This is a genomic window from Halpernia frigidisoli (assembly GCF_900113805.1).
GTDB lineage: Bacteria > Bacteroidota > Bacteroidia > Flavobacteriales > Weeksellaceae > Halpernia > Halpernia frigidisoli.
Genome location: NZ_FOQT01000002.1, coordinates 587,482 through 602,966, shown reverse-complemented (window position 1 = coordinate 602,966; position 15,485 = coordinate 587,482). Strand labels below are relative to the sequence as shown.

Genomic DNA, 15,485 nt, shown 5'->3' with positions numbered 1-15,485 from the left:
ATTTATATTTTGTAAATAATTTTGATTCCCAAACGATTATTTTTAAATCAAATATTATTTTTAAATCAAAAAAAAGAACAAAAAAAATGCTGAAATTTAATTCAGCATTTTATAAAAATATTTAAATAAATTTATTTTTTTCCTGCGGCTTGCATTGGATTAATTTTTCCTGCGGAAGCGCCTCTTATAGGTCCATTGCTTTTTTGTTTAAAAACCTGAAATTTTGAAACTGGTGCAGGAATTTCTCCCCAGAAATTATTCGTGATGTCAATATCTGCCGTTTCAAGCATTGGATCAAGCTGAATTGATTTTAGTTTTTTAGAAAAATAATAGGTTTTAGATACCTTATTTTCATTTAATCTCCAGATCTGTGCAGAAGATTTGTCGCTTAATCTTGTGCCATCCTGGAATGTGAACTGCAAAATAATTGGCATTACCAAACCGCCTTTATTACTAAAGTCAATTTGATAAGCGTACATATCTTTAAATTTATCTTTATCTGCAGCATCGGTGGTTGCAAAATAATTATCTTCTATGGTATAAGTTTTCAAAGAATCTACTTTCTCCTGACCGCGATCATATTTGTAATAAAAGTCCTGTACTGTTTTATCTTGTTCTACTTCAAATTTAATATTTTTATTATTTCTGTTTCTTATTTTCGAAATGTCATCATAAGTTGGCGTCAGAGCTTTGTCCATCTTATAAGTAGCCGTTTTAGCTTTTGGCGCAACAGGGAAATCAGGTGCTGCTACAGTAACTTTATCTATAGAAATATCAACAGCTTCGATTCCGTAGAACCACCCGCGCCAAAACCAATCAAGGTTTTCTGCACTTGCATCGTTCATTGTTCTAAAAAAATCTGCCGGTTCCGGATGTTTAAAAGCCCATCTTTTTGCATAAGTTTTGAAAGCTTTGTCAAAAAGTTCTCTACCCATAATGGTTTCACGCAAAATATTTAATCCTGTAGCAGGTTTTGAATAAGCGTTTGGTCCAAAACGAACAATATTTTCTGAGTTTGTCATTATCGGCTCCAACTGATCTTTCGGCAATTTCATGTAATCAACAATTGTGAAAGCCGGACCACGTTTTGACGGGAAATTATTATCCCATTTTTCTTCTGTTAAATATTCTACGAAAGTGTTTAAGCCTTCATCCATCCAAGTCCATTGTCTTTCATCAGAATTGATGATCATTGGGAAAAAGTTATGTCCAACTTCGTGAATGATTACACCTATCATTCCGTTTTTAATACCTTCTGAATAAGTGCCGTCCTTTTCAGTTCGTCCATAATTAAAACAGATCATCGGATATTCCATGCCGTTTGCCGCTTCGATTGATTGCGCCACGGGATATGGATAAGGAATAGTAAATTCTGAATATGTTTTGATCGTATGAGCAACTAGTTTTGTAGAATATTTGCTGTAAAGATTATAAGCTTCTTTTGGGTAAAAACTCATTGCCATCACCTCATTTTTGTTTTCAGGAATTACCACTTTCATACCATCCCAGATAAATTTTCGGGAAGAAGTCCAGGCAAAATCTCTTACATCATTGGCTTCAAATTTCCAGGTTTTCCTGTCTTTAGACTTGTTTTTTTCAGCATTTTTTGCTTCTGCTAAAGTCACGATTTCTACAGGCGTAGAAGAATTTTGAGCTTTTTGCCATCTGTCAAATTGCGCGTTGGTTAGAACGTCTTTATAATTTTTTCCCTGTCCGGTTCCAGTTACAATATGATCTGCAGGAACATTCATTGATACTTTAAAGTTTCCGAATTCCAGTGCAAATTCTCCGCGACCTGTGAACTGATTATTTTGCCAGCCTTTGAAATCGCTGTAAACACAAAGTCTTGGGTACCATTGCGTCATTGTATAAAGATCATTGCCATCTTCCGGGAAAAATTCATAACCGCCGCGTCCGCCTTTCTCAAGTCTGTTAGCGATGTTATAATTCCAGTTTATTTTAAAAACCAACTTATCGCCTTTTTTTAGAACTTTAGGCAAATCGATGCGCATCATCGTTTTATTTACCGTAAATGGAAGAGCGTTTCCACTGGCATCGGTCACTTTTTCTAAATTAACACCATATCCATTATCACTTTCTGGTAAAGCAGTTTCTGCAAGATTTCCGGTAGTAGTTATTTTTGGGATTGATGAACTGCCGTCGTAACCCGCGTTTTTCACAGAAGACTGTTGGTTTTCATCAAGCTGAAGCCATAAATAATCCAGATCATCCGGCGAATTATTGTAATAGGTAATTGTTTCAGAACCTTTAAGGTTTCTTTTGTCCTCATCAAGATATGCTGAAATGTCATATTCTGCACGATTAGTCCAGTATCCTTGTCCTGGGGCGCCGGAACCGGTTCTGTAAATGTTTGGCGTTGGGAGAATTGTCCCTAAAGCTTCAAATTTGTTCCCGTGATTGCTCGTGGGATTATTTTTAATGTCCTGCGCAAAAAAGCTGACAGGAATTAACAAAGAAAATAAGATTGATTTGATTTTCATTTTAAAAATTAAAAGTGAATGAACGGTATTCTCCAAAATTAATTAAAATAAATGAATTGTTAAGAAAACTTTAAGCTTATGAAAAAGGAATTCTGTTTAACACCATCGATAACGAAAAAATCAATGCTACAGATGACACAGCAATTAACCAGTATTTTTTGTTTAATTTAAAATATTTAAATAAAATAAATTCAAATCCCAAAATTAAAAGAACGATTGCGATCTGTCCTAATTCTAAACCAATATTAAACCCGAGTAATGGCGCGAAAATATTTTGTTCTCTCGCGATCATCATTCTGGCAGAATTTGCAAAACCCATCCCGTGAATAAGTCCAAAAATTAATGCTAAAAAATAGTTTAACTTCATTAACTTTTCTGTGTTTTTGAACATCAAAATATTTCCAATAGCCGTTATTGAAATAGTTACTGGAATTAAAAATTCTACCCAATTGCTGGGAAATCTCACCAGATCTAAAACACTTAAAGCGAGTGTCAATGAATGACCAATTGTAAAAGCTGTTACTAAAATTAGTATTTTTTTTAGATCTTTCATTGCATAAACCGCTACCAATGCCAAGATAAAAAGTTGATGATCCAAAGCATCAAAGGCAATGATATGAGACCAGCCAAGTTTTAAGTAAAAGAAAAAATCCTGCATATTTTAATCTAAATTTTAGAAAAGCGATAATACAAATTTTATCTTTACTTTTGATTATGCAAAAATTATTTCTTTTCCTTGTTTTTATTATTTCTTTAAATTTTAGCGCAAAATCACTTCATCCTTATCACGTGGGTTCTGTCGAATTTAAATACAATGAAAAATCCAAAACATTTGAAGTTTCAGCACGGTTTTTCCTCGATGATTTGGAAAATGCGGTCAATAAAAAATATGGAAAAACGGTACATTTTAATGACGCAAAATTTAAAGATCAAATTAATGTTCTTCTAAAATCTTACTGTGAAGATTATTTAAAGATTAAAGTTAATAACAAAGCCATAAAATTAAATTATTTGGGTTTTGAAGAAGATAAGGAATCTGTCGATATTTATCTTGAAACCGAAGCTGTTTTAAATCCTAAGAAGATAGAAACAGCTGTTAGTTTGCTTTACAGCTATTATGATGATCAAATGAATATCGTTCATATTATCGTAAAAGATGTTCGTAAAAGTTCTGAAGTCGTTTATCCAAACCGTTATCTGTATCAACAATTTTAAAATTTTATTTATTTAAAGTAAGAATTCCGTACATTTATTAAAAAATTGTATGAGAATTTTACTGACGGGCGTTACAGGTTACATCGGAAAAAGATTGCTGATTCAATTGCTAGATGAAGGTCATCATATTATTTGTGCGGTGCGTGATGTGCAGAGGTTTAATGAAAAACTAGATCACAGAAAAGGAACTTTAGAGGTTATTTACACCGATTTTCTCTTACCTGAAACTTTGGGTAATATTCCTGAAGATATTGACGCGGCCTACTATTTAATCCACTCAATGTCTACCGCAACAGGTGATTTTGAGAAAATGGAAGAAGAATCTGCTATTAATTTTAAAAGTTGTATTGAAAAAACGACTGCGAAACAGGTTATTTATTTAACGGGAATTGTAAATAACGACCAGCTTTCAAAACATTTAAATTCAAGAAAAAAAGTAGAAGAAACTTTAGGTAGCGAAAAATATGCTTTAACAGCATTGCGCGCCGGAATAATCGTTGGGTCGGGAAGTGCCTCCTTTGAAATAATCCGTGATCTGGTGGAAAAATTGCCGGTGATGATCACACCAATTTGGGTTCAGACGAAATGTCAACCAATTGGCATCCGGAACGTTATTCAGTTTTTGGTAAAATCTCTATTAAATCCTTATACTTTCAACAAATCTTTTGATATCGGCGGCAAAGATATTTTAAGCTATAAAGAAATGATGATGCAGTTTGCGGAAGTTCGGAAGTTAAAAAGAAAAATAATTACCGTTCCTGTCATGACGCCTAAAATATCATCTTACTGGCTCTATTTCGTGACTTCTACATCGTATCCATTAGCTAAAAATTTGGTCAACAGTATGAAAATTGATGTTGTGGCGAAACCAAATGATCTGGCGGAAGTTTTAAATATCGAGCTTTTAGATTATAAACAGTCGCTCGAGCTCGCTTTCGATAAGATTAAACAAAATGATGTGCTTTCCAGTTGGTACGATTCATTTACTGAAAATTTTCATGATCTAAATGTTTGGCAATACATGGAAGTTCCGAAATACGGCTGTTTCAGAGATATTAAACAAAGAAAAGTAATTGACGAAGAAAAAACTTTAGACCGTATTTTTTCCATTGGCGGGAAAAACGGCTGGTATTACGGCGACTTTCTTTGGTCCGTGCGTGGTTTTATTGATAAACTTTTTGGTGGAGTAGGAATTAGACGCGGCAGAAGAAATTTAAACTATCTGGAAGCGGGCGATACGCTTGATTTTTGGCGCGTCCTATATGCCAGCAAAAGTGAAAAAAGGCTGCTGCTTTTTGCAGAAATGAAACTCCCGGGTGAAGCCTGGCTGGAATTTAAAATTGTAGATGGAATCCTCTATCAAACTGCGAGTTACCGACCTTTGGGGATTTCTGGTCGACTTTATTGGTACAGCGTTTTGCCTTTCCACTACTTTATTTTTAACGGAATGATCAACAGTTTGGTAAAACCTTAATCGCGGTCAAGTTTTGTGAATTTTTTCTCGATCCAAATGGTTGCAAATGGAAAAAAAGCTGATAAAAAAGCAAACACGGAATCTTCATCATCCCAAATAAAAATTTTGCGCATTGGAATGCAAAAGATGAGGTAAAGCGTGAAAAAAAAGCCGTGAATATTTCCCACAATAATGATCAAAATAGTAGCCCATAATTCTTCCGGGAAGTACCTTTTTAAAGGCATTGCTACTAAATATAAAAAAAAGCAGGTTACGCCTTCACCAAAAGCAAAAAACTTAAAATATTTTATCAGTTTTTCATCAGAATATTTCGCGAAAAATTTGTCAATAAAATTCATAAATACCGTAGAATTTTCTGTGATTTAAAGTGTCGAAGTTAGCATTAAAAATCTTGATTTTTGCAGTTTAAAAACTGAAGTCTGTCACGTTATTTATAAAAACTGCTTCCATCAATAAAGTCAAAAACTTCGGGCGGCAACATTGGGCGTACATTTTTTCCTTCTTTGATCATAGCGCGGATTTCTGTGGCTGAAAGTTCAATAATAGGCGCTGAAATTCTATGAATATTTTCCTGGTTAAAAGAAATTTCGTCTGCTGTTTCTGTTGAAATCCTGGGATAGACAATAATTTGATGGTTTTTGATCAATGACTCAAAGTTTTTCCACTTTGGTAAAGATTTCAGATTATCTTCGCCCATAATTAGTGAAAAAGAATTTTCCGGATATTTTTCCTTTAAATAAGCTAAAGTATTTGTGGTGTAAGATGGCGTGGGTAATGAAAATTCCACATTTGAAGCCCGCATTTTCGGGTAATTTTTCAATGCTAAATTCACCATATCAAGTCGATGGTAATCTTTAAGCAAAGATTTTTTCTCTTTGAAAGGATTTTGTGGTGAAACTACGAACCAAAGTTCCTCCATATCAGTGTTTTCCAGAATATAATTTGCCAAAATCAAATGGCCAATATGAATAGGATTAAATGAACCGAAAAATAAACCGATTTTTTTCACTTAAAGTTTATACTAGTTAAAATCAGACGGTTCGTGAAATTTCACATCACGAATATTTAAGAAATAAGTCACATTTCCACGCCAGTGATTTTCATCGATCGTAAAAGCAAGATCGAAATTTTTTGACCGAAAATCATTCTCAAATTTACCCAGTTTGAAACCGAGACACTCCATATTTTTTCCTGTTTTTTCATTTAAAATATGAAATTTTATATGCGCATTTTCTTTTCCTATTAATTTTATAAAGCCTGATGTTTTGAGGTTTTTAATTGCCAAAACCGGCTTCATATTTTCTGGTCCAAAAGGCATAAGTTTTCGCAAAAAATTAAAAAAATCTTTGTCAAGATCTTCTACTTTTATTGCCGCATCAATTTTTAAAGAAGGTTTTTTTTGATGATCTTCAATCTGCGCAGAAACAACATTTTCAAATTTTACTTTAAACTGTTCAAATTTTTGCTTTTCCATCGAAAGTCCTGCAGCAGCGGGATGACCGCCAAATCTTAAAAAAAGATCAGAGCATTTATCTAAAGCATGGTGCACGTCAAAGTCTGCGACAGATCTCGCTGATGCAACCATTTCACCATTATTTCCATCGGTAAAAACAAGTGTCGGTTTATAATAAGTTTCAGTTAAACGCGAGGCGACAATTCCGATAACGCCTTTATTCCAGTTAGAACCGTAAACAACGGTTGAAAAATTATTTATTTGATCTGTTTCAATAATTTGCTCCAAAGCCTGAACGGTGCTAAAACCGTCAAGTTCGCGACGTGAAGTGTTGAGATCTAAAATATTATTTACAATTTCGTGTGCTTCCTTTAAATTGTCTGAAACCATTAGTTCTACTGCGGCTTTTCCGTGAGAAATTCTTCCCGCAGCGTTTATTTTTGGTGCAATTTCAAAGACAATATTTGAGATTTCAAAAGTTGAAATTTTATCTTCCGGAATTAATAATCTTAAACCGATATTTCGGGTTTTGCGTAAAATTTTTAAACCCTGTTTTGCAAAAACTCTGTTTTCTCCCGTCATCGAAACAATGTCTGCTGCGATGGAAACTGCGAGTAAATCAGTTAGTTCAAAAAGTTCGTTCTCGGGAATTTTGTAGATCGTGTTTAAACCTTGACAAAGCTTAAAGCCAACGCCACATCCAGAAAGTTCTTTGAAGGGATATCTGCAATCTGCTCTTTTTGGATCTAAAACTGCAACCGCTTTTGGAATTTCTTTTCCTGGTAAATGATGGTCGCAAATAATAAAATCAATGTTCAAGGAGCTTGCGTAGTCAATTTTATCTAAAGATTTTATGCCGCAGTCTAAGGCTATTATTAAAGAAAAATCGTTTTTTTTGGCAAAATCAATTCCATCAATAGAAATGCCGTAACCTTCTACATTTCTGTCTGGAATATAATAATCGATGTATTGTTTTTGAACTATTTTAGAAAGGTAGCGATACATAACAGCCACCGCGGTAGTTCCATCGACGTCGTAATCACCAAAGACAAGAATTTTTTCCCCGTTTTCAATTGCAGTTGCGATACGTTCTACCGCGATCTGCATGTCTGCCATCAAGAAAGGATTGTGAATATCCGTAAGGTTTGGTTTAAAAAAAGCACGCGCTTTGGAATAATTATCAATACCTCTTAAAATTAGAATTTTAGATTCTAATGTGCCGAAACCTAATGATGTACTGATCGAATCTACTAATTCTGCATCTGGTTCTTCGCTGAAAATCCACTCCTGACTCATAACACAAATTTAACGAAAATTTTGGCAAAAATTGATTTTTATCAGGTTTAAAATTACTTTTTACAAAAAAAATTGAAAATAAGGCAGATAAAAGTTTTTTTAAACAATAACAAAAAATGATGATTTTGACAACAATTTTTGAGAATATTAATATTTTTTATAAAAAATTGGCACAATAAATGTATGAATCGGAAAAATAAATTATTCTGTGATCTAAATCGTTCTTATTATTTCATGTTAATGTGAGGAATATCATATTATTTTAAAATTATTAAATCCGAGATTGAAGATACGTCGTAATTTGTAGAAACCGTTTTAAAACCATTAAAAAAAAATATTATGGAAAAACCAATCATTGTATCGAATAAAGGGGCGACCTTAGATACCAGTAGAAGAAACTTCTTGAAACTTGGTGGTGTTGGTCTTGCAGTTGCAGGTCTTACTCTAGCAGGATGTAGAGATGATAATTATCAATATGTACCAGATGGGGCAATTTTTGATCTTGGAAAGGGAGATGTAGGTATTTTGAATTTTGCTTATGCTTTAGAGCAATTAGAAGCTGATTTTTATACTAAAGTAGTTAACTCTTTTTACAGCGGCATCAGCTCTGTTGAAAGACAACTTTTTACAGACATCTATAATCACGAGATTATCCACAGAGACTTTTTTAAAGCAGCTATTTCAGGTGCAGCACCAACTCAGTTACTACCAACTCTAGAATTTAAATATGACGGTGTTGATTTTACTAGTAGAAATTCAATTTTAGCGACAGCTAAAGCATTAGAAGATACTGGTGTTGGAGCTTACAACGCAGCAGGTAAATATATTACTGATCTTAACTATTTAGTTATTGCAGGTAAAATTGTATCTATCGAAGCAAGACACGCTTCTGCTATCCGCGATGCTATTAATCCTAAATCAATGGATTTTGCAGGTGATGATGTAATTAACGTTACAACTGGATTAGATATCGTTTTAGAGCCGAAACAAGTTGTTGCAAACGCAGGTCCATTTATCAAAACACCTTTCACCTGGAAAGAACAAGGTATCGGATAATTTTCTAAACCCCAAAAAATTTACATTATGAACTTATTAAAAATATTAGATCAACTGTCTGACGATAAATTATTCGAGGCAGATGGTATTACAAGAAAAGCTGGTTTCTCACAATTAGCAAACTTTGGAAAAAAAGCTGTAGTTGCAGGTATTCCATTAGGACTTTCTTCTTTTATGTCTAACTCCGCGAAAGCTGAAGTTAAAAAATCTGAAGCTACTTTCGCAGCATCAGCAGCATTAGATGCTGTATCTGATGCACTAAATTTAGCTTTAACTTTAGAATATTTGGAAGACGAATTTTATAGAATTGGACTTGGAGCAGCAGGACTAGTGCCAGCAGCTGATAGAGTAGTAATTCAACAAATTTCTAAGCATGAAACGGCTCACGTTGCATATTTGAAAGCAGCCCTTGGTACTGCCGCGGTTTCAAAACCAACATTTGATTTTACAGGTGGTAAAGGTGGAACTAATGGTCCATTCAAAGATGTTTTTACAAATTACGCAACTTTCCTAGCTTTAGCACAAACATTTGAAGATACAGGTGTTAGAGCTTACAAAGGACAAGCTGGTAATGTTGCTTCCAACAAAGCTGTTCTTCAGGTTGCTCTACAAATTCACTCCGTTGAAGCAAGACATGCTTCTCAGGTAAGAAGAATGAGAGGTTTGAAAGGATGGATCATCGGTAACGACGGAGGTGGACCAGTTCCACAATATACTGCACCAAGTTATAACGGTGAAGAGAACTTAATACAAGCAGGTTTTAATACCAGTACAAAATTCGGCGTAGATGCTGGTTCAGCATCTTTTGACGAAACTATAACAGGTCAGCTTGCTACAACGATCGCAAGTACATTTATAGTGTAAGCTATATTAAATAAATCATATAAAAAAGCCTTTCAAATTATTTTGAAAGGCTTTTTAATTTTAAAACTATTTTAAAATAATATTATGCATACATTTCTTCCTGAAGTTCTTTTACTTTTTTATCAGTAAGATATTCATCATAAGTCATTTCTCTGTCGATAATACCTTTTGGTGTTAATTCAATAATTCTGTTACAAACCGTTTCAAGCATTTCGTGGTCATGTGATGCTAAGAGAATTCCTCCTTTAAAGTTTACTAATGAATTATTTAAAGTCGTGATACTTTCCAGATCTAAATGGTTTGTTGGTTCATTTAAAAGTAAAAAATTGGCTTTCTGCAACATCATTCTGGAAAACATGCAGCGCATTTTTTCCCCCCCGGAAAGAACCGTGCTTGATTTTAAAGCTTCATCACCGGAAAAAAGCATTTTGCCCAAAAAACCACGCATATATTCTTCGTGTCTTTCTTCGTCATTTTTTGTGTATTGACGCAGCCAATCTACTAAATTGATCTTTTCTTCAAAAAATTCTGTGTTATCCAATGGCATGTATGATTGGGTTGTTGTAATTCCCCAATTAAATTCACCATTATCAGTTTTGGCGTTTTCAGTTAAAATTTCAAAAAATTCCGTTATGGCAAGTGAATTTTTGGATATAACTGCTACTTTATCACCATTTTTTAAATTAAGATTAATGTCAGAAAAAAGGAGTTCACTATCTTTTGTTTTTTCTAAATTTTTTACTTCCAAAATTTGATCTCCAGCTTGTCTTTCTGTATCAAAAATAATAGCAGGATATCTTCTGGAAGATGGCTTAATATCGTCGATATTTAGTTTCTCGATCATCTTCTTTCTAGCAGTTGCCTGTTTTGCTTTTGCAACGTTTGAGCTAAATCTAGCGATGAAATCCTGAAGCTCTTTTTTCTTGTCTTCTGCTTTTTTATTGGCCTGTTGCTTTTGGCGCGTTGCAAGTTGCGATGCTTGGTACCAGAAAGAATAATTACCGGTATAAAGATTTAATTTAGAATAATCCAAATCGCCAATATGCGTACAAACTGTATCTAAAAAGTGACGGTCATGCGAAACGACTATTACTGTGTTTTCATAGGTGGAAAGAAAATCTTCAAGCCACGCGATAGTTTGTATATCAAGATCATTAGTTGGCTCATCTAATATAAGAACGTCAGGACTTCCAAAGAGTGCTTGAGCAAGCAGTACACGTACTTTATCTTTGTTCTCCAACTCAGACATCATCTGATAATGCATATCTTCTGAAATATCTACGTTTGAAAGCATTGTTTGTGCATCAGATTCAGCATTCCAGCCTCCCATTTCTTCGTAAATAACACCCAATTCTCCGGCTTTAATACCGTCTGCGTCCGAAAAGTTTTCCTTTGCGTATAGCGCATCCATTTCGTCTTTTATTTCATACAACTTTTTGTTACCTCTTAATATGGTATCTAAGACAGTGAAATTATCATAAGCAAAGTGATCCTGCTCTAAAACAGACATTCTTTTTCCTGGTTCGAGGGAAATATTTCCTGATGTGGGATCTTGTTCTCCGCTTAAAATTTTAAGAAATGTGGATTTTCCGGCACCATTTGCGCCAATTATTCCGTAGCAATTTCCTTTTGTGAATTTTATATTAACTTCGTCAAAGAGTACTCTTTTACCGAACTGAAGTGATAGATTTGAAACTGTTAACATTTTGTTTTGTAAATTTGGCGCAAAAGTACGAAAATTTAGATATATTATAAAGGACAACGTTATGGTTGCCTTAAAATGCAAAGAAATGAAAATACAGAAATCAGTTACCATCTTAAATAAGCGTGCCCGCTTTGAATATGAGCTGTCCGATGAAGTAGAGGCAGGAGTTGTTCTTACAGGTACAGAAATTAAATCCCTTAGAAGTTCTAAAGCTTCCATCACAGAATCTTTTTGTCAATTTACTGATAATGAGTTATATATAATAAATATGAGCATTGAAGAATATAAGTTGGGTACCTTTTATAATCATAAGGCCAAAAGGGAACGAAAGTTGTTACTGCACAAAAAGGAAATGTTAAAATTTAACAAAAAGATGAATGACGTTGGAAATACAATTGTACCTTTAAAATTGTATATAAATGACGCAGGACGTGCTAAGATATTAATAGCAGTAGGAAAAGGGAAGAAATTGTTTGACAAAAGGGAAAGCATTAAAGACCGTGAAAGTAAACGGAGTTTACAAAGAGTATTAAAGAAAAGTTAAAAAAACTCTGTAAATCTTTGTGTATAAGGAAAAATTATATTTATTTTGCATTATCAATTATTTAATCATTTAATTCTATGAAAAATCTAAAATTAGGAATTTCAGCATTGGCACTAACTGTGGCCTCTACTGTTTTCGCCCAGACTACGACAAACCCGTGGCTTATTGGAATAGGTGCTCATGCAGAGAACCATATTGCGGCAGGAGGCAAGGCTGGAGATGTTCTATCAACTGCTTTTGGCGGTAAAAGTCAAGGCGACTTGTACAGAATTGGTAACTTTTCAATTACACCTCCATTATCAAAACTGACTGTTGCAAGAAACATCAATAAATTTTTAGTTATTGACTGGCAAACAACTGTTGGTAACGTTGATAACAAAAGATTCAACTATGGTAAAGAATTTTTTCTGATGACAGGTTTAGGTCTTCAATTTAAAGTTAATGGACTTTGGAGTGAAGATTCTTGGTTTGATCCTTATGTTAGAGTTGGTGGTAACTACCTAAGACATGATTATACAGGATTAACTTTCCCGAGAACTGATGTTAATGGTATGGTTAACGCTAATTATGATGAGGATGGTAACAAAACAGGTAAGGCTGATCACTTTACATTATCTACTGGTATTGGATCAAATTTTTGGTTTACAAAAAATTTCGGTGTAGGTGTACAAGGTGATTATGTTTCAACACCAACTGACAAATCTACAGTTTCAAACTTTTGGCAAGCTTCTGCTTCCTTATTATTTAGATTTGGAAATACAGACAGAGACAAAGATGGTATCTTAGATAAAGACGATGCTTGTCCAGATACTCCAGGTATTGCTTCAACTAATCCAGAATTTAATGGTTGTCCAGATACTGACGGCGACGGTGTATTTGATAAAGTTGACAAATGTATCGATGTTGCAGGTCCTGCAGAAAATGACGGTTGTCCTTGGCCAGATACTGACGGCGATGGTGTATTAGATAAAGATGATGCTTGTCCTACAGTTGCAGGTCCAGTTGAAAACAAAGGTTGTCCATGGCCAGATACTGATGGTGACGGAATTTTAGATAAAGATGATGCATGTCCTACAGTTCCAGGTTTACCTGAGTACAACGGATGTCCAAAACCACAATCAGCTTACGCAGATGATGCTACAGGAGCTCTTAAAGGTATTTTCTTTAACTTTAACAAAGCTACTTTAAGACCAGAATCTTCTGACAAATTAGATCAGGCTGCAAGTATCGTTAAATCTTCAAATGGTGGAACTTTCTTAGTAACAGGTGAAACTGATAAAAAAGGTTCTGACGCATACAATTTAAAACTTTCTAGAGAAAGAGCTGCAAGTGTAGTTGCTGCTTTAGAAGCAAGAGGTGTTGCAACAAGTCAATTGAAATCTAAAGGTTTTGGTGAAGCAAACGCAATGGTTGCTGAAACTGCATCAGATGCTGAAAGAATGGCTGACAGAAAAGTCGTTGTTACTGCTGTTGATCAAGCTGCTTTTGATGCAATGGATAAATCTGATATGCCAGTTGTAGTTAAAAAAGCTCCAATGAAGAAAAAAGCTCCAATGAAAAAAAGAAAATAACATTTCTTTTTAATTAATAAAGAAAACGCTCTAAATTTTGAGAGCGTTTTTTTTTGGTTTTTATGTAAATTTGCACAAATATAAAAATTACAATGGGAAGAGCATTTGAATACAGAAAAGCTTCAAAAATGGCCAGATGGGATAAGATGGCTAAAACATTTTCGAAAATAGGCAAAGACATTGCATTAGCGGTAAAAGCCGGAGGTCCTGATCCGGAAGCGAATCCTGCGCTCCGCCACTGTATCAGAAATGCAAAAGGTGCAAACATGCCAAAAGACAATGTTGAACGTGCTATTAAAAAGGCAAGTGGAGCAGATGCGGAAAATTATGAAGAAATTACTTACGAAGGTTATGGACAGGGCGGTGTCGCGTTTTTTGTTGAATGTACTACCAATAATTCAACCAGGACCGTTGCTAATGTTCGCGCTATCTTTAATAAATTTGATGGTAATCTAGGTAAGAATGGTGAATTGGCTTTTATCTTTGATAGAAAAGGCATATTTAGTTTAGAAAAATCTGCGGTAAATTCTGATTGGGATGATTTTGAAATGGAAATGATCGATGCTGGAGCAGAAGATATAGATCAGGATGAAAATGAAGTTTTAGTAACTACAGCGTTCGAAGATTTCGGTGCGATGTCACATAAACTTGATGATTTAAAAATTGAGATTAAAAGTGGTGACTTACAAAGAATTCCAAATAACACAAAAGAAGTTACAGAAGAGCAGTTTAAAGTTAATATGAAAATGCTTGATCGTTTTGAAGAAGATGATGATGTACAAAATGTTTATCATAATATGGAAATAACAGACGAACTTCTCGAAATCATTTAGAAAAATAATATTCAATTAATATTTAATTAATAAGCAAGTAGTTTCTTTGTATAAAATCGTGACTGAAATCGCAATTCGTTTTTAAGTTATTAAAAATTGCGAAACGCGATTAAAGTTGACAATTCAAATACAAATAAATATTTGCAAATGAAGCGAAATGTAGAATTGGTAGTTATTTCAGATGTACATTTAGGAACTTATGGATGTAAGGCTAAAGAATTATTAAAATATTTAAATTCGATAAATCCCAAAACATTAGTGTTGAATGGTGATATTATTGACATCTGGCAATTCAAAAAATCTTATTTTCCCAAATCTCATTTAAAAGTAATTAAGAAAATAATTTCTTTTGCCTCAAAAAAGACCGGTATTTTTTACATTACTGGGAATCACGATGAAATGTTTCGGAAATTCACTGATTTTAAATTAGGTAAATTAAAACTCTGTAATAAGCTTTGTTTAGAATTGAATGGAAAAAAAATCTGGATATTCCATGGTGATGTTTTTGATGCTTCAGTTCAACATTCTAAATGGCTCGCAAAATTAGGCGGAAAAGGTTACGATTTGTTAATTTTGATAAACACGCTTATTAATTGGTTTTTAGAAAAAATGGGTAAAGAAAAATATTCATTTTCAAAAAAAATTAAAAGTAACGTTAAAAAAGCCGTCAAATTTATCGGTGATTTTGAGTTGACTGCTTCCGAACTTGCAATTGATAACGGTTACGATTATGTAATCTGCGGTCACATTCACCAACCACAAATTCGAGAAGTCTATAATAAAAACGGTTCTTGCATTTATTTAAATTCCGGTGACTGGATAGAAAATCTTTCTGCATTAGAATACAATAATGGTAGTTGGGAAATTTTCTATTATGAAGAAAATAAACATTTATTTATAAATGAAGAACAAGATGATATTCCCGACATAAGCAACGATGAACTTTTGAAAATTGTAACTCAATTTGCTTAAT

The 15,485-nt window shown here is 33.9% G+C and carries 14 protein-coding genes; 8 read left to right on the top strand and 6 right to left on the bottom strand.

Annotated features, from left to right (window positions below):
* Positions 1–131: 131 nt before the first annotated feature.
* Entirely contained in the window at positions 132–2,501 is a 2,370-nt protein-coding gene (locus BM238_RS07860) for a M1 family metallopeptidase (protein ID WP_090079639.1), read from the bottom strand.
* 76 nt (positions 2,502–2,577) lie between these two features.
* Positions 2,578–3,159 (bottom strand): HupE/UreJ family protein, encoded by a 582-nt coding sequence (locus tag BM238_RS07855; RefSeq protein ID WP_090079638.1) that lies wholly within the window; start codon positions 3,157–3,159, stop codon positions 2,578–2,580.
* A gap of 56 nt (positions 3,160–3,215) precedes the next feature.
* Between BM238_RS07855 and BM238_RS07850 the strand changes: the two genes are divergently transcribed.
* Together BM238_RS07850 and BM238_RS07845 are read left to right on the top strand one after the other, a co-directional pair.
* Complete coding sequence (locus tag BM238_RS07850; protein ID WP_090079637.1) at positions 3,216–3,716, top strand: DUF6702 family protein; 501 nt, start codon at positions 3,216–3,218, stop codon at positions 3,714–3,716.
* Between the two features lie 49 nt (positions 3,717–3,765).
* Positions 3,766–5,190, top strand: a complete 1,425-nt coding sequence (locus tag BM238_RS07845) for an SDR family oxidoreductase (RefSeq protein WP_090079636.1) — start codon at positions 3,766–3,768, stop codon at positions 5,188–5,190.
* On the opposite strand, the gene BM238_RS07840 is transcribed toward BM238_RS07845, so the two are convergent.
* From BM238_RS07840 to recJ, 3 genes are all read right to left on the bottom strand, one after another.
* Entirely contained in the window at positions 5,187–5,528 is a 342-nt protein-coding gene (locus BM238_RS07840) for a DUF3817 domain-containing protein (RefSeq protein ID WP_090079635.1), read from the bottom strand. The two genes, BM238_RS07845 and BM238_RS07840, sit on opposite strands and share 4 nt — an antisense overlap.
* 89 nt (positions 5,529–5,617) lie before the next feature.
* Complete coding sequence (gene nadD / locus BM238_RS07835) at positions 5,618–6,199, bottom strand: nicotinate (nicotinamide) nucleotide adenylyltransferase (RefSeq protein WP_090079634.1); 582 nt, start codon at positions 6,197–6,199, stop codon at positions 5,618–5,620.
* Positions 6,200–6,211: 12 nt separating this feature from the next.
* Positions 6,212–7,939: a single-stranded-DNA-specific exonuclease RecJ gene (recJ, locus tag BM238_RS07830; protein ID WP_090079633.1), complete on the bottom strand. Its 1,728-nt coding sequence runs from the start codon at positions 7,937–7,939 to the stop codon at positions 6,212–6,214.
* Between the two features lie 339 nt (positions 7,940–8,278).
* Here recJ and BM238_RS07825 point away from each other — a divergent pair, with 339 nt between their 5' ends.
* Together BM238_RS07825 and BM238_RS07820 are read left to right on the top strand one after the other, a co-directional pair.
* Positions 8,279–8,995, top strand: coding sequence for a ferritin-like domain-containing protein (locus BM238_RS07825; protein WP_090079632.1), 717 nt, complete (start codon positions 8,279–8,281; stop codon positions 8,993–8,995).
* Positions 8,996–9,022: 27 nt separating this feature from the next.
* Positions 9,023–9,859 (top strand): ferritin-like domain-containing protein, encoded by an 837-nt coding sequence (locus BM238_RS07820; RefSeq protein ID WP_090079631.1) that lies wholly within the window; start codon positions 9,023–9,025, stop codon positions 9,857–9,859.
* Between the two features lie 82 nt (positions 9,860–9,941).
* Here the strand turns inward: BM238_RS07820 and BM238_RS07815 are convergent, their stop codons facing one another.
* Positions 9,942–11,564: an ABC-F family ATP-binding cassette domain-containing protein gene (locus BM238_RS07815; RefSeq protein WP_090079630.1), complete on the bottom strand. Its 1,623-nt coding sequence runs from the start codon at positions 11,562–11,564 to the stop codon at positions 9,942–9,944.
* Positions 11,565–11,649: 85 nt separating this feature from the next.
* On the opposite strand from BM238_RS07815, the gene smpB reads away from it, so the two are divergent.
* The 4 genes from smpB to BM238_RS07795 all read left to right on the top strand — a co-directional run bounded on the left by smpB (position 11,650) and on the right by BM238_RS07795 (position 15,484).
* Positions 11,650–12,108 (top strand): SsrA-binding protein SmpB, encoded by a 459-nt coding sequence (gene smpB, locus BM238_RS07810; protein ID WP_090079788.1) that lies wholly within the window; start codon positions 11,650–11,652, stop codon positions 12,106–12,108.
* Positions 12,109–12,185: 77 nt separating this feature from the next.
* Positions 12,186–13,679 (top strand): OmpA family protein, encoded by a 1,494-nt coding sequence (locus BM238_RS07805; RefSeq protein WP_090079629.1) that lies wholly within the window; start codon positions 12,186–12,188, stop codon positions 13,677–13,679.
* A 92-nt stretch (positions 13,680–13,771) separates the two neighbouring features.
* Positions 13,772–14,512, top strand: coding sequence for a YebC/PmpR family DNA-binding transcriptional regulator (locus BM238_RS07800; protein WP_090079628.1), 741 nt, complete (start codon positions 13,772–13,774; stop codon positions 14,510–14,512).
* A gap of 147 nt (positions 14,513–14,659) precedes the next feature.
* Positions 14,660–15,484, top strand: coding sequence for a UDP-2,3-diacylglucosamine diphosphatase (locus tag BM238_RS07795; protein WP_090079627.1), 825 nt, complete (start codon positions 14,660–14,662; stop codon positions 15,482–15,484).
* Position 15,485 lies beyond the last annotated feature (1 nt).

Excerpts from the sequence above, each read along its gene's own strand:
- BM238_RS07825 (WP_090079632.1), top strand. The coding sequence starts at position 8,279 with ATGGAAAAACCAATCATTGTATCGAATAAAGGGGCGACCTTAGATACC.
- BM238_RS07840 (WP_090079635.1), bottom strand. The coding sequence starts at position 5,528 with ATGAATTTTATTGACAAATTTTTCGCGAAATATTCTGATGAAAAACTG.
- BM238_RS07800 (WP_090079628.1), top strand. The coding sequence starts at position 13,772 with ATGGGAAGAGCATTTGAATACAGAAAAGCTTCAAAAATGGCCAGATGG.
- BM238_RS07815 (WP_090079630.1), bottom strand. The coding sequence starts at position 11,564 with ATGTTAACAGTTTCAAATCTATCACTTCAGTTCGGTAAAAGAGTACTC.
- BM238_RS07845 (WP_090079636.1), top strand. The coding sequence starts at position 3,766 with ATGAGAATTTTACTGACGGGCGTTACAGGTTACATCGGAAAAAGATTG.
- smpB (WP_090079788.1), top strand. The coding sequence starts at position 11,650 with ATGAAAATACAGAAATCAGTTACCATCTTAAATAAGCGTGCCCGCTTT.
- BM238_RS07855 (WP_090079638.1), bottom strand. The coding sequence starts at position 3,159 with ATGCAGGATTTTTTCTTTTACTTAAAACTTGGCTGGTCTCATATCATT.
- BM238_RS07820 (WP_090079631.1), top strand. The coding sequence starts at position 9,023 with ATGAACTTATTAAAAATATTAGATCAACTGTCTGACGATAAATTATTC.
- recJ (WP_090079633.1), bottom strand. The coding sequence starts at position 7,939 with ATGAGTCAGGAGTGGATTTTCAGCGAAGAACCAGATGCAGAATTAGTA.
- BM238_RS07805 (WP_090079629.1), top strand. The coding sequence starts at position 12,186 with ATGAAAAATCTAAAATTAGGAATTTCAGCATTGGCACTAACTGTGGCC.
- BM238_RS07850 (WP_090079637.1), top strand. The coding sequence starts at position 3,216 with ATGCAAAAATTATTTCTTTTCCTTGTTTTTATTATTTCTTTAAATTTT.
- BM238_RS07860 (WP_090079639.1), bottom strand. The coding sequence starts at position 2,501 with ATGAAAATCAAATCAATCTTATTTTCTTTGTTAATTCCTGTCAGCTTT.
- BM238_RS07795 (WP_090079627.1), top strand. The coding sequence starts at position 14,660 with ATGAAGCGAAATGTAGAATTGGTAGTTATTTCAGATGTACATTTAGGA.